At 63.3% G+C, this 12,504-nt stretch carries 11 protein-coding genes and 1 tRNA gene; 2 read left to right on the top strand and 10 right to left on the bottom strand.

Annotation, left to right across the window (positions count from 1 at the left end):
- Positions 1-167: 167 nt before the first annotated feature.
- From PARACOCCUSGL_RS0109115 to PARACOCCUSGL_RS0109090, 6 genes are all read right to left on the bottom strand, one after another.
- Positions 168-243 (bottom strand) — tRNA-Ala (locus PARACOCCUSGL_RS0109115).
- A 218-nt stretch (positions 244-461) separates the two neighbouring features.
- A complete protein-coding gene (gene efeO / locus PARACOCCUSGL_RS0109110; protein ID WP_029371902.1) occupies positions 462-1,289 on the bottom strand; it encodes an iron uptake system protein EfeO in 828 nt (275 codons plus the stop codon).
- A gap of 40 nt (positions 1,290-1,329) precedes the next feature.
- Complete coding sequence (efeB, locus tag PARACOCCUSGL_RS0109105; RefSeq protein WP_010395520.1) at positions 1,330-2,643, bottom strand: iron uptake transporter deferrochelatase/peroxidase subunit; 1,314 nt, start codon at positions 2,641-2,643, stop codon at positions 1,330-1,332.
- 2 nt (positions 2,644-2,645) lie between these two features.
- The gene (gene efeO, locus PARACOCCUSGL_RS0109100; RefSeq protein ID WP_010395517.1) at positions 2,646-3,803 is read right to left on the bottom strand and encodes an iron uptake system protein EfeO; all 1,158 of its coding nucleotides are present in this window, start codon (positions 3,801-3,803) and stop codon (positions 2,646-2,648) included.
- Entirely contained in the window at positions 3,800-4,645 is an 846-nt protein-coding gene (efeU, locus tag PARACOCCUSGL_RS0109095; RefSeq protein ID WP_029371900.1) for an iron uptake transporter permease EfeU, read from the bottom strand. The genes efeO (PARACOCCUSGL_RS0109100) and efeU overlap by 4 nt, the downstream gene beginning before the upstream one ends.
- A gap of 193 nt (positions 4,646-4,838) precedes the next feature.
- A complete protein-coding gene (locus PARACOCCUSGL_RS0109090) occupies positions 4,839-5,825 on the bottom strand; it encodes a glutathione S-transferase family protein (protein ID WP_010395513.1) in 987 nt (328 codons plus the stop codon).
- Positions 5,826-6,076: 251 nt separating this feature from the next.
- On the opposite strand from PARACOCCUSGL_RS0109090, the gene ald reads away from it, so the two are divergent.
- Complete coding sequence (gene ald / locus PARACOCCUSGL_RS0109085) at positions 6,077-7,195, top strand: alanine dehydrogenase (RefSeq protein ID WP_029371897.1); 1,119 nt, start codon at positions 6,077-6,079, stop codon at positions 7,193-7,195.
- A gap of 29 nt (positions 7,196-7,224) precedes the next feature.
- On the opposite strand, the gene PARACOCCUSGL_RS0109080 is transcribed toward ald, so the two are convergent.
- The gene (locus PARACOCCUSGL_RS0109080) at positions 7,225-7,905 is read right to left on the bottom strand and encodes a Crp/Fnr family transcriptional regulator (RefSeq protein ID WP_010395506.1); all 681 of its coding nucleotides are present in this window, start codon (positions 7,903-7,905) and stop codon (positions 7,225-7,227) included.
- Positions 7,906-8,047: 142 nt separating this feature from the next.
- Between PARACOCCUSGL_RS0109080 and PARACOCCUSGL_RS0109075 the strand changes: the two genes are divergently transcribed.
- Positions 8,048-9,127: a hypothetical protein gene (locus PARACOCCUSGL_RS0109075; protein ID WP_010395504.1), complete on the top strand. Its 1,080-nt coding sequence runs from the start codon at positions 8,048-8,050 to the stop codon at positions 9,125-9,127.
- A 40-nt stretch (positions 9,128-9,167) separates the two neighbouring features.
- On the opposite strand, the gene PARACOCCUSGL_RS0109070 is transcribed toward PARACOCCUSGL_RS0109075, so the two are convergent.
- The 3 genes from PARACOCCUSGL_RS0109070 to PARACOCCUSGL_RS0109060 all read right to left on the bottom strand — a co-directional run bounded on the left by PARACOCCUSGL_RS0109070 (position 9,168) and on the right by PARACOCCUSGL_RS0109060 (position 12,338).
- A complete protein-coding gene (locus tag PARACOCCUSGL_RS0109070) occupies positions 9,168-9,665 on the bottom strand; it encodes a hypothetical protein (RefSeq protein WP_029371895.1) in 498 nt (165 codons plus the stop codon).
- Positions 9,666-9,813: 148 nt separating this feature from the next.
- The gene (locus tag PARACOCCUSGL_RS0109065; protein ID WP_010395500.1) at positions 9,814-11,103 is read right to left on the bottom strand and encodes a TfuA-like protein; all 1,290 of its coding nucleotides are present in this window, start codon (positions 11,101-11,103) and stop codon (positions 9,814-9,816) included.
- Complete coding sequence (locus PARACOCCUSGL_RS0109060; protein ID WP_010395498.1) at positions 11,100-12,338, bottom strand: YcaO-like family protein; 1,239 nt, start codon at positions 12,336-12,338, stop codon at positions 11,100-11,102. Before PARACOCCUSGL_RS0109060 ends, PARACOCCUSGL_RS0109065 begins: the two co-directional genes overlap by 4 nt.
- Between the last annotated feature and the right edge of the window lie 166 nt (positions 12,339-12,504).

The following is a 12,504-nucleotide window of genomic DNA, read 5'->3' as shown; positions in this document are numbered from 1 at the left end:
GGGAATCCTTTTTGTCAACACAACCTAGTTTTCGTTGAATGAGGAAACTTGAGAGGAGCGGTATGAATGAGTCAAGCCGCCGCCCCGCAGGGCGGGCTTGATCGTTACCTCAAAACAAAACTTGCTCGATCAACAGAGCTTTCTGCCACTTAAATCTTTGATTTTATTGGTGGAGCCAAGGGGAGTCGAACCCCTGACCTCTTGAATGCCATTCAAGCGCTCTACCAACTGAGCTATGGCCCCACCGGAGGTCCGGGCGGCGTCTGCCGCTTCCGTGTGAGGCGTCGTATAGGAGGGCGCGCGGGGAGGTGCAAGCGGAAAAATGCAACCTCGGAGAAAATCTCCGAAGAAACCACGTAAAGCACAGAAATTACGATATTTTTTGTAAATTTCTGGCCGAACGCATGAGCGATGGAGGGGGCGGAGCAGCGGTGCCGCTTCGCCCGTCGGTTAGGAAAATGTCAGCCGAGACCCAGCTTGCCGCGCAGGGTCGCAAGGTCCTCGGCCAGGGTGTTAACCTTGGCTGAAAGCGCGTTGCGGTCTGCATCCGTCAGCTCTTCGTAGGAAACAAAGCCGCCCTCGGCGGTGCGGTATTTCCCAAGCACCTCGTCCACGGTCTTGAAGTTCCCGTCGACCTTGGCGACGAAATCCGCCTCGGATTCGGCGATCAGCGGGCGCAGCAGCTCATAGATCTTTTGCGCGCCCTCAAAGTTCGCGTCGAAATCCCACAGGTCGGTGCGCGAATAACGGTCCTCTTCGCCCGAGATCTTGGTTGCGGCGACCTCTTCCATCAGCACACCGGCGCCGCCGACCACCACTTCGGGCGGGAAGGTCAGGTCGTTGATCCGCGAATCGAGCTCTTTCACATCGGCAAGCAGGCGGTCGGCATATTCGCCCAGCCCCTCGGTCGAGCCCTGTTCCCACAGGCCGTATTCAAGGCGGTGGAAGCCGGTGAAGGCAGGGTCCTGTTCGGCCTTTTCATAGTCATCGGCGCGGGCGTCGATCGACACATCAAGGTCCGAGAACAGCTCGGCGATTGGTTCGATCTTTTCGTAGCTGGTGCGGGTCGGGGCGAAAAGCGACTTGGCCTTTTCGACGTCGCCCGCCTTGACGGTCTCGGTCAAGGCAGTGGTGTCCTCGACCAGTTTGGCGGTGTTTTCAGCCACATACAGCTTATATTCGGCCAGAGGCGCGACCAGATCCAGCGAGGGATCTGCCGCCATGGCAGGCGCGGCAAACCCGCCAAGCGCCAAGGCCAGAGCCGTTGTTTTGAGATATTTTCCGACCATCTTTTCCAACTCCCGTTTGATGGATTTCCGGCTTGGCGGATCAGCTTCGCCTGGCTGCTTTGACAAGGGAAGAGCCGAGGTAATCCCCGGCCTCGACGCCCGGCAGGGCAAAGAAATAACCCCCGCCCACCGGCTTGATATATTCCTCTAGAGGTTCGCCATTCAGCCGGTTCTGGACCGCTATAAAACCGGCCTCAAGATCGGCCTGATAGGCGATGAACAGCAGCCCCTGATCAAGCTGTCCGTTCTTTTGCACGCCCCGCGAATAGTTGAACGGGCGGCGCAGCATCAGGTTGCGGGCGCTTTCGGGCGTGCGGGGATTGGCGAGCCGGATATGGGAATCTGGCGGAGTCTTTTCCCCGTCAGGGTCGGCGGCATAGTCGGGCACGTCATATTCGCTGGCCTCTGGCGCATCAAGCGGCGCGCCAGAGACCTTGGTGCGGCCAAAGATGTTCTCTTGTTCGGACAGCGGTGCGCGGTCCCAGCGTTCGACAAAATTACGGATCACGCGCACGGCCTGATAGCTGCCGCCATGGGCCCATTCGGGTTCATCTGCGCCATGGGTCCAGACCACCTGATCCATCAGTTCTGCATCATTGGCGTCGGGGTTGGCCGAACCGTCGCGGAAGCCAAGAAAGTTGCGCGCGCTGGGGGTCGAGCCATCGGCCGCGGGTGGGACCGGTGGCACGAAACCCTCGATCATCCAGCGCATGACCAGAAATTCGGACAGGTTCTTAAGGATGTCGCGCAAGGCGTGGATATTGGTGTCGGGCAGGTTCGCGCAGAATTGCAGCGACAGATCGCCATGACACAGCGCCGGGTCCAGCGCGTCATTCGGGAATTGCATCATGCGCTGCAGCCGCGTGGGCTTTAGCCCGGCAAGCCAGTCGTACCGCTCAAACAGCGATGCGCCGAGGCCCAGAGTGATGGTCAGGTTGTCAGGTGCGATCACCGGGCCGAGCAGACCGGAATCGGTTGGCGGCAGTTTGGGATCCCGGGCCGGAACCTCGCCGCCCTGGGTCAGAAAGACGGTGCGTTCGGTCAAAAGTTTCAGCATCTGTTCGAACTCATCAAGCGATGAGACGACGATATCAAAGGATGCAAAGATGCCGCTGGCCGGGCGGGGGGTCAGGATGCCGGCCTGATGGGGGCCATAGAAGGGCACGCTTTGCGCTGCCGTTTCGGCATGGCCTGCGGGTGCATCGACCACCTGATGGCCGGGCTTGGCCTCATCGGCCAGCGCAGGCAGCGCAAGGGGGCCAAGCCCCCCCGCGACAGTCCCGCCCAGCACACTCAATCCCAGCCGGCCAAGAAGGTCGCGACGCGTGACGGCAAGCGGGGTCTGACGGATCATTTCTAGTTCATTCCAATGGCAGGTTGCAGTTTGCGCAGGCTTTCAAACAGCTGGGTCAGGTCCGCAGCCAGCGCCTCGCGCTGCTCCTTGGGGACATCGCCATAGCTCGGATGTCCTTCAGCGGTGATTGTGGCCAGACGGGCGCGGGTGGCCTGCAAGTCCTGTTCGATCACCTTGTCCAGCGCCGGATCAACCTGTGAGACGACCTGACGCAGCAGGGTGGTCAGCTTTTCGATCCCGTCGAGGCTTGCGCCCAGATCCTCAAGGTCGTTACCGGCGTATAGGTTGTCACCCTGTGGCAGCTGGCCTTGCGCGATTTGCAGGGCGCTTTCGCCCGGCATCTCGATCAGCAGGCCGGGATCCAGCGGGGCTTGCTTAAGCCGGGCCGCAAGTTCGGTCAGATCCTTGACCAAAGCTTCGGCGACCGGGGTCAGCCCCTCGGTGCTGTTTTCGGCGAAAAGCCCGTATTCGATCCGGTGATAGCCGGTAAAGGCGGGGTCAGCCTCGCGCTTTGCCAGATACGCGGCGTGTACGTCGATACGCTCTTCAAGGTCCGAAAAGCGATAGGCCAGCGGCTCGACCCGACGATAGGGCAGGCGAGCCTGACGCCAAGCCTCGCGCGCGGCCTCAAGATCGCCTGCGGCGACGGCATCGCGCAGCGCCTCGGCTGCCTTTACGGCGGCATTGCCCTGCATGACCAGATAGACGCGGTATTCCGACAACGGCCCAAGGAACTTGCGCAGCGTGACCTCAGAGGCTGCCGCCGCCGCCTCATCCGAGGGGGTCACGGTCAGCGTGCCGCGCGGGTTCGACAACAGCCCGCAGGTGATCGCGTATTCGCCGGGCGCAAGCTGCACCTCCAGTGTCGAGCGAAAGCCGGGGGCGATATTTTCACGCTCGGCCACCACCATGACCCCGTCCAGGATCTCCCATTCGATAGGGCGGTCGCTGGCATTGACGATCTCAAAGCTGCGCCGCCCGCCGGGGACGGTGATTGTGTTCGGTTCGCAGGTGGTGGCATTGACGGTGACCAGCTGATCGGCCGTCGTCTGAGTGGCTGCGTTTTTTTGCGCAGCGTACCAGAATGTCACGCCGCCTGCGACGGCCAGCGCCCCGGCAGCGGCGATGGCCAGATAGATGCCTTTGGAAGGTTTGCTCATTTCCGTCCTGCGATCTGGGCCGGGGCGGGCAGGGGACCCGGCTGCGGCCTGAGGAAAAGCACCAGCGTGACTGCAAGAAACAGGCCCCAGGCCAGCGCCTCGCCCAGCGTCGGTGCCTCGCGATAGCCCAGAAGGCCCGACAGCACCGTGCCAAGCGGGCTGGATTCGGGCAGCACGTGGCTGAGGTCATAGACACGCTCTTGCAGGCCGTTCCACAGCCCGGCCTCATGCAGGGCGCGCAGCGATCCGGCCAGCAGCCCCGCCGCGACCAATAGGATGAATACCCCGGTCCAGCGGAAAAACCGCCGCAGATCCAGGCGCAGCGCACCGGCATAGATGGCCCAGCCTGCGCCGATGGCGGTGATCACGCCAAGCGCGGCGCCGATCGGGGCCGCGGCATCACGGCTTTGCTGAAAGATCGCCAGCAGGAAAAAGACCGATTCCAGCCCTTCGCGTGCGACCGCCAGAAACACCATGCCGATCAGCGCCCATGTTCCGGCATCGCCCGGATGGGCCAGCGCCTGATCAACAGAACCCTGCAGTTCGGCCTTGATCGAACGTGCGGCCCGGCGCATCCAGAACACCATGCCGGCCAGCACGACAACAGCGACAAGGCCGATCACCGCTTCGAACAGTTCCTGGGTTTTTTGCGGGAAACCGGCGGCCACAAGTTGCAGCGCAGCCCCCGCGAACAGCGACATCGCAACCGCCAGAAGCACGCCAACCCAGATCGCGGGCAGCCATTCCTTGCGGCCTGTCTGGCGCAGATAGCTGGCGATGATGCCGACGATCAGAGCGGCCTCAAGCCCCTCTCGCAGCATGATAAGAAACGGTGCCAGCATTGGCATACCTCGAAATCCGCCGCACCGCCTGTTCCGCCGTCAGGGCGTGCAGGGCATCTTGCGGCACCATCACCGGTCCGGAAAGGGCGCGGCACGAAAGATCAATACGCCGACAGCCCGGCTTGTCAATCCAGAGAGAAACTCTAGGAAAGCCTGCGTCGCCGTGTCTCACCGGATGTTCGGGGCGGTCTGTTCAGCCGCCGGCCTGTTCGCGTCCATGGGGTTCGTCCCAGTCGATGACCGGGTTGATCGGGATGATGCGATGCGGGTTTATGGTGGCGTGGCTATAGTGATAATGGCGCACGATATGATCGAAATGCACCGTCTCGGCCACGCCCGGCCATTGGTATAGCTCACGCGTCCAGGCCCATAGATTGGGGTATTCGCGCAGCCATTTGCGGTTGCATTTGAAATGCGTGTGATAAACCGGGTCAAAGCGCAGCATGGTGGTGAAAAGCCGCCAATCCGCCTCGGTGATCCGCCCGCCGCAAAGATAGCGGTGGGCCGAGAGGTGCTCTTCCAGCCAGTCGAGCATCTGGAACAGGGGCACTACCGCCTCGTCATAGGCTGTCTGCGAAGTGGCAAACCCGGCCTTGTACACACCGTTATTGATCCGGTCATAGATACGCTCGTTCATCGCATTGATCTGGTCCAGCAGCGCGGCCGGGCAATAATCGTCGCAGTTGCCCGTCAGGTCGTCGAAGGCGCTGTTGAACATGCGGATGATCTCGGCGCTTTCATTGCTGACGATGGTGCCTTGGACCTTGTCCCACAGCACCGGCACCGTCACCCTGCCGGATGCCTTGGGGTCGGCCTTAAGATAAATGTCACGCAGATAGGGCAGGCCAAAGAGCTGGTCCCCGGTCGCGCCGGGAAAATCAGTCGCAAAGGTCCAGCCTTCGGACAGCATGTCGGGATGAACGACCGAGACGTCGATATGATCGGAAAGCCCCTTGATCGCGCGAAAGATCAGCGTCCGATGCGCCCAGGGGCAGGCATGCGAGACATAGAGGTGATAGCGCCCGCTTTCGGGGGCAAAGCCGCCACGCCCGCCGGGACCGGGACTGCCGTCCCGGGTGACCCAGTTGCGATAGGTCGTGACGCTGCGCTGAAACCGTCCGCCCGATTTTGCGGTGTCGTACCATTCGTCGTGCCAGACGCCGTCGATCAGCTGCCCCATATCGTCCCCCGTTCGATCCCGAAAACCAAAGCATAGCCCCGCCCGGCGCAGGGGCAAGCCGGACCGTCCGCATTGTCGGCGGTTCTTGCGCCTGTAGGCGATGAAGCCGAATAATCTTCGTCAATATGGCGTAGTTTGGCTGAACTATTTCATTCTTACCGCGCCGGCACCCCCAGCTTTCGCAAGCATTTGCGCGGCAGCAGTGACAGACTGATCGCATAAAACACCATAACGTATGGGAGGAAAAACACATGAAGATCGGCTGCCCCAGGGAAATAAAGCCGCAGGAATTTCGGGTGGGCATGACGCCCGCCGCCGCTGCCGAGGCCGCAGCGCATGGTCATCAGGTCCTGATCGAGGCCGGCGCGGGGCAGGGCGCGGGCTTTGCGGATGAGGATTATCTGGCCGCCGGGGCGCGGATCGTCCCGGATGCCGCTGCCGTTTTTGCCGAGGCCGAGATGATCGTGAAGGTCAAAGAGCCTCAGGCAGCTGAGCGCGCCATGCTGCGTCGTGGCCAGCTGCTCTTTACTTATCTGCACCTTGCACCGGACCCCGAGCAGACGCGGGACCTGCTGGCCTCGGGCGTGACGGCAATCGCCTATGAGACGGTGACGGATGCACGCGGCGGCCTGCCGCTGCTTGCGCCGATGTCCGAGGTGGCGGGGCGGCTTGCCCCTCAGGTCGGCGCATGGGCGCTGCAAAAGGCAAATGGCGGGCGCGGCGTGCTTTTGGGCGGGGTGCCGGGGGTGCGGCCGGCCAATGTGCTGATCATCGGCGGCGGGGTCGTGGGCGCTGCGGCGGCGCGGGTCGCTGTCGGTATGGGCGCGAATGTGACGGTCATGGATCGTTCGTTGCCGCGCCTGTCGCTGCTTGACGATCTGTTCATGGGCAAGCTGACCACCCAGCACGCCAGCGCCGCAGCGACCGCCGACCTGATCCAGACCGCCGATATGGTGGTTGGTGCGGTTCTGGTGCCGGGCGCTGCAGCACCCAAGCTGGTTTCGCGCGACCAGCTTGCCACCATGCCGCGCGGTGCGGTGCTGGTCGATGTCGCTATAGATCAGGGGGGCTGTTTTGAGACATCGCACGCGACCACGCATCAGGACCCGATCTATGAGGTCGATGGGGTAATTCATTACTGCGTGGCGAATATGCCGGGTGCGGTGGCGCGAACCTCGACCCAGGCGCTTGGCAATGCGACGCTGCCTTTTCTGCTGGCGCTTGCGGACAAGGGCTGGCGCCGCGCATTGCAAGAGGATGCGCATCTGCGCGCGGGCCTTGCCACGCATGAGGGGCAGCTGACCTCGCCCCCGGTGGGGGCCTCTCTGGGTCTGGCCGCGATCACCCCGGACGAGGCCTTGGCCGCCTGAGGTAAAAGGGGGGCGATTTACGCGCCCCGTCACTCAGCCGGATTGGAAAACAGCGCCTCGGGGCGCAGGATGCGCAGGGTGCGGCGGCCGCTTTCGATCACGCCTTCGCGGTTTAGCTTGGCAAGGCCGCGGCTGATTGCTTCGCGATTCGCGCCGACGATATTGGCGATCTCGGCATGGGTCGGAACATCGGGCAGGACCCGACCGGGCTTTAGCCCGCCGCGATCAAGCGCAGTCCGCAAAAGCCATGCGCGCAGCCGCTCTTCGACGCTGAGCGAGGTCAGCTCATGCACCCGGTCAGTCAGGGCATGCACGCGCCGGATCAGATGCAGCGTAATCGCGCGCCGGACCGAGGGCTGGCTGTCCATCAGTTCCAGCAGCGCGGCGCCGGGCAATTCGTAAAGCGTACAGGCGTTGCGGGCGTAAAGCGACAGTGAGCGCGGCTCACCCGAAAGGACCGACAGCTCACCACAGGCGTTGCCGGGGCCGATGTCGCTATAGACGATCTCGCGCCCGGTGCTGGTCCAATGCACGGCCAGCACGTTCCCAGACAGCACGAAAAACACCGTTTCTCCGGGGTCGCGCCGCTCAAAAATCAGCTGTCCCTGGGCGAAATGGCGTCGCCGCATCATGGACTCGATCTGGGCAAGCTGCTGTGGGGTAAGATCTGCAAACCACTCCAGATCGCCAAGCCCAAGCGTTTTCGTCATTCCTCCGCGCCCTTTCCTTTTCCCTGTCCGGTTCTGGTTGGCGTCTGTCCAGACCGCCTTTGTGCGCTTCCGCACAGATTTTTACCGATTGATCAGTCAAGAACAACGGCGAACACTCCGTTAACCGGAGGTCAGTGTGACCATGCCGAATCGACCAGACGAAACATGCCGTGTCACCGATCAGCTTGCCGCCAGCGCCGAGGTGTTGCGTCGTGTAGGTCTGACCGCCCTGCATGTGCAGGCCCGGGCGAGCCTGCAAGAGCGGCAGATAAGCCAGATTGCCACCCGCGATACCAGCGCGATTGCCCGCGCCACAACCGAGACCGAGACCGGGCTGCGCGCCATGTCGCGCTATGGGCTTGAGCATCTTTTGCCGCGTACACAGGCACTGTTAACCCAGATCGAGGGGCTTTCCTCGGTGATGGCGGGTTATGACGTGAACGGCGGATCCCCGATTGCCGAGCATCTGCAGGCAGCGGCTGGCGAGCTTGACCGTTGTCGCGTCATTCTGCGCGGCCATGCCCGGCGCGCACCGCGCGGGGCCAGCATGATCCGCTTTGGCGAGCAGCGGCTTTGGGGCGCGCTTGCGGTCGAGCTGCAACGGATCGAAGGCAGCGAGGGGCCGATGATGCATGCCTGTGGCCGGATCGAAAAGCTTGCCTCTGAGCTTGCCTTCGCCATCGAAGAGCTTTTGAAAGAGGGTGAGCCGATGCCGCTTGCCCGCCGCTTTGCGTTTGGCACGACATTGATCGAATCCTCGGGCCGCATGGTCATGTGCGAGCTTGAGCTGCAAAAGGTTATCGAGCCCTATCGCCTTGATGCCCGTCAGTTTGCCCGCCCCATGGCCCTGCTGACCCAGCTTGCCGGCCAGTACCGCGACCTTTGCAAGGGATCGCAACAGGTGGCGGCAGCGCTGTGCATCGCCACCCAGGCCAATGCGCAATTCATGGTGACCGGTCTGCTGGAAAAGGATTTGCAGGCCCTTGACCGGTTGCTGTGTACGCTGGCGACGGATTATCGCGGGCTGATGCGGCTGGCACCCCGTGCCATGGGCCGAGAGCTCGTTGCGCGGCGGTTAGAGATCGAGGTTCCGCTGTGGCGTAAAATCGCGGCGGCCATCGCCGAGCCGCTGGCGCTAAGCCGCGAGACGCCGGATACAGCCGCACCAATGGCCCGCCCGCCTTTGCGATCAGCCGGGCAGGCTGCGCTGCAACAGATCTAGGCGGGTTCAGGCGCCGCTGTCGTGCGGCGCCCCGGCCTGATCATTCCTTGGTGCTGTTGTTGTTGATGCTCATCCCGCGCATGCTCATGCCGCGCCGGCTACGGCTGCGCGAGCCGCCCTGCAAAAGCTGCTCAACCGTCCCGCTTTGCATATTCATGCGGATCGAATAGTCGGCCTTGTCATAGGACCAGACGCGCAGATCATCCAGCGGCATCGGAATGCCTTGTGTCTGATCGCCGCCGCCCTCGCGCCCCAGACCAGAATGGACGCGGCTTGCAGGCTCGCCCTGCCCATGGACCAGAAACAGCGCCGGCCGGGGCAGGACATGGTAAAGGCCGTTCTGGCCATAGCCGTAGATGCGGGCAAACGCCGCCCCTTCGGATCGCAGCTGCTGTTCCAGCTGTCCCGAGGTGCCAAGGCTGCCGCCTTCGCCCCCCTTGGAACCGGCTTTGTCTTTGGGCTGCGTGCGGATCACCAGATCCTCAAGCACGCGGCCGAAAAGCAGGATGTTTGACGGGCTGAGCAATGTCTCGGGCATCATGGCTCCTATGCTGCGCTATCCAAGGGGCAGAGCGCCATCGCCGGGCTGGCGAGTGCAAGACGCGGGAATCGCACAAGGTAAACGCTATGGCGACCACACGATGTGTAAAGATAGCCGAGCGCAGGGTCTCTGTCGATCTGCTTCGTCAGCGCGAATGATGCCGGGCGAAGTCCTTGCCTAGCAGCTCAAAGAACCGATCAAGGTCGGACAATCCCAATCCTGCCGCATACTCATTCAGATCAGCGGGGATTTCGCGGCCAAGGTGCGTCTCGAAATACCATGCGAGCAGCAGCGGCCGGGGCGGGGTACGCGGCGTCCCTTGATCGGGGCTGGCCAGCGCATTGTCCCGCAGCGTGGAATACCGGTTTTGCAGCCGCAACTGATCCAGCATTGCCGGGTGCAGCGCCCCATCCAGCCGTCGCGCCAGATTTTCCACGCTTGCATGGGCGCGGATCAGCCGCGCCAGCCCGGCATCGTCAAGGCCGTTCTTATGTGCCCATTCATCAAGGTCGCGCTTGCGCAAAAGGCCAAGGGGAAGGCGCAGATCCTCGGCTGCTTTGGCAAGTTCTTTGGGTTGCAGCTTCAGCCCTTCGCGCGTGGCGGCCTGATCAGCGAGATGCTGCAACAGTGCCGCCTGTCTGACCTCGGCATAAGCCGGGCCTTCAAGCCGCAGTTCGTCAAGGATAGCGTCGGCGTCAGGCCCTTCTTCCCGAGGTGCAGGGGTCAGCCATGGCGCATTGGCCCAGGCCTCGGTCAATTCAAAGGTAAAGCCGGGCGATATGGGTGGCTCATCCGATGCGAGGTGGTCGGCGACAGCTTGCAACAGTGCCCGCGCATCTTCGCGTTTGCGATCGACGCGGCCACGGGGCAGCCAGTCGCGCAGCCGCTCGCATGCCGGGGCGGGCAGGGGGACGGCCGCCAGAACCTCGGGCCATGAACGGTCCTGATAGAATAGCGCCTTGGCGGCGGCGGTCAGCGCGCTGGCCTCGGCGGCATCCAGCACGCCCTCGGCCTGCGCACGGGTAATGGTGGCGCGAATATTGACCATGGGTTCGCTGAGGGCGGGGTAGGCGGTCTCGGGCGGGCCGTGCAACAGGGCGACCTCATCATCATCGGTCAGGCGACCGTCACGGTAATCCTCGAATATGCGGCCGATGCCGCGCATACCGAAATGGTGCAGTTCGGCCGCGCGCAGGGCACCCATGCTGGATGCGCCGAATACCGCGATGCCCTGTGACAGCGCCCACAGGATTTCCTTGTGCAGAACAGCCGGTACCCCGTCGAAATAGCCGTCGATGACACCGATTGCCCGGGGGCGCAGGCAGGCTGCGGCGTAAAGTGCGCCCTGACGCACCGGCGGCTGGAACTGAAGGCCGGGCCATGCCGCGCGGTCGCTGTCATCAAGGCTGGGTCCGGCAAAGATGATCGCGGTCATTGCGCCTGCTCCATCGCCAGGGCACGGCGGCCGGGGCGATAAGCAGCGTGGTCGTCCGGCCCCTCAAGCCCCGGAATGACCACCCGCACCACCGGCAGTCCCAGCTGCGGCCTGCTCAGATCAACCGCGACGACCTCATTCATCCCTGTCGCCTGCAACCGTTCAAGCAGCCACTCCAGATCACCGGCAAAACTGTCCTGTGCCTGATCGGCGATGGCGGCGAAATCACGGCGCGGGTGATGGGCGGCGCGCAGGGCGTCAGCCTCGGCGGCGCGTTCGGCCCGGTGGCGGGCGGTGAATTCGGCCGGTGACAGATCGTCCCGCGCGCCCGAGATATAGGTCATGCGCACCTGCACCGCCTCGGTCAGGGCACGCATCAGCGCGATCCCCGGCGAGGGATGGGTGCCAGCGCCGATGCCGTGGTGATGCAAAGGATCGCGCCGGTCGGTAAGCAGGCAGAAAAAAGAAGGCACACCGATGTCGCTTGTCGTTTCCCACAGCGTGATGCCGAACCCGGCGCGCTGAAGCTGCGCCAGTACCTCGCGGCAGGCCGGGTCGTCGATGCTGTCGGGGTCAAGCCCGGTGTCGGCGCGGCGATCAGGGCGGGCGTTCCACAGGGTGGTCGCATCACGCTCGATCAGCTCGCAGATAGCATGGCAAAGCGCCTCGCCCATGCTGTTGCCCGCGCCCAGCCCGTTGCTGCTGCATTCAAAGCAGCCGCTGCCGGGTGGCGGGGGCAGGGTGTAATTCGCCCGCACCATCTCGAACGGTACCCAGCGACTGCTGCCCGAAACCAGCTCATTCCCCTCGATCCACAGCATGACCAGATCGGGGTGAAAGCGGTCCGAGATCCTTGGCAGCCGCGCCAGATCGGCAAAGTCATGGGTGGGCGCAAGTTCGGCCTGACTGCCCAGTTTCAGCGGCTGCTCGATATGTTCGGCATGGTAAAGCTCGGCCGCCTCCATCAGGGCCGATGCCCCGGCGGCGGCAAGGTCCAACCCCTTGCCCTGCGCCACGACAAGCGAGCGCGCATTGGGCCGACAGGCCATCGTGACGGGCAGCCCGATCCGGTCGAGCCCGGTGAGATTGGCCAGCCGCGTGATCCCTATCGCGGGCATCAGTGCGGTCAGCCGCGCCAATGTCTGGGCAGGCGGCACAGTGCGATGGGTCCCGCGACGGTGCTGCTTTTCAGTTTCGGCCCGCAGCGCCATCAGGCAGGGCGAGGCAAGGGTCATGCGCTTTTCTCCTCTGCTCAGCGGGCGGCGATGGGATGGTAGAACCGGGTCTTGGCGATGAAAAGTTGCTTTGCAAGCACTTAAGCCAATGAATGCCCGGTTTCCGTCATCTAGACTTGACAGTTCAGGGGGGTGTGGCTTGACCTGCCCCGCAGGTCGTAAGCAT

This window comes from Paracoccus sp. TRP, assembly GCF_000185925.1.
GTDB lineage: Bacteria > Pseudomonadota > Alphaproteobacteria > Rhodobacterales > Rhodobacteraceae > Paracoccus > Paracoccus kondratievae.
Note: the sequence above shows the minus strand (reverse complement) of the source record. Positions and strands in the feature narration are given on the sequence as shown.

Coding starts and splice junctions, on each gene's coding strand:
- efeO (WP_029371902.1), bottom strand. CDS start 1,289: ATGGTCGGAAAATATCTCAAAACAACGGCTCTGGCCTTGGCGCTTGGC.
- efeB (WP_010395520.1), bottom strand. CDS start 2,643: ATGATCCGTCAGACCCCGCTTGCCGTCACGCGTCGCGACCTTCTTGGC.
- efeO (WP_010395517.1), bottom strand. CDS start 3,803: ATGAGCAAACCTTCCAAAGGCATCTATCTGGCCATCGCCGCTGCCGGG.
- efeU (WP_029371900.1), bottom strand. CDS start 4,645: ATGCTGGCACCGTTTCTTATCATGCTGCGAGAGGGGCTTGAGGCCGCT.
- PARACOCCUSGL_RS0109090 (WP_010395513.1), bottom strand. CDS start 5,825: ATGGGGCAGCTGATCGACGGCGTCTGGCACGACGAATGGTACGACACC.
- ald (WP_029371897.1), top strand. CDS start 6,077: ATGAAGATCGGCTGCCCCAGGGAAATAAAGCCGCAGGAATTTCGGGTG.
- PARACOCCUSGL_RS0109080 (WP_010395506.1), bottom strand. CDS start 7,905: ATGACGAAAACGCTTGGGCTTGGCGATCTGGAGTGGTTTGCAGATCTT.
- PARACOCCUSGL_RS0109075 (WP_010395504.1), top strand. CDS start 8,048: ATGCCGAATCGACCAGACGAAACATGCCGTGTCACCGATCAGCTTGCC.
- PARACOCCUSGL_RS0109070 (WP_029371895.1), bottom strand. CDS start 9,665: ATGCCCGAGACATTGCTCAGCCCGTCAAACATCCTGCTTTTCGGCCGC.
- PARACOCCUSGL_RS0109065 (WP_010395500.1), bottom strand. CDS start 11,103: ATGACCGCGATCATCTTTGCCGGACCCAGCCTTGATGACAGCGACCGC.
- PARACOCCUSGL_RS0109060 (WP_010395498.1), bottom strand. CDS start 12,338: ATGACCCTTGCCTCGCCCTGCCTGATGGCGCTGCGGGCCGAAACTGAA.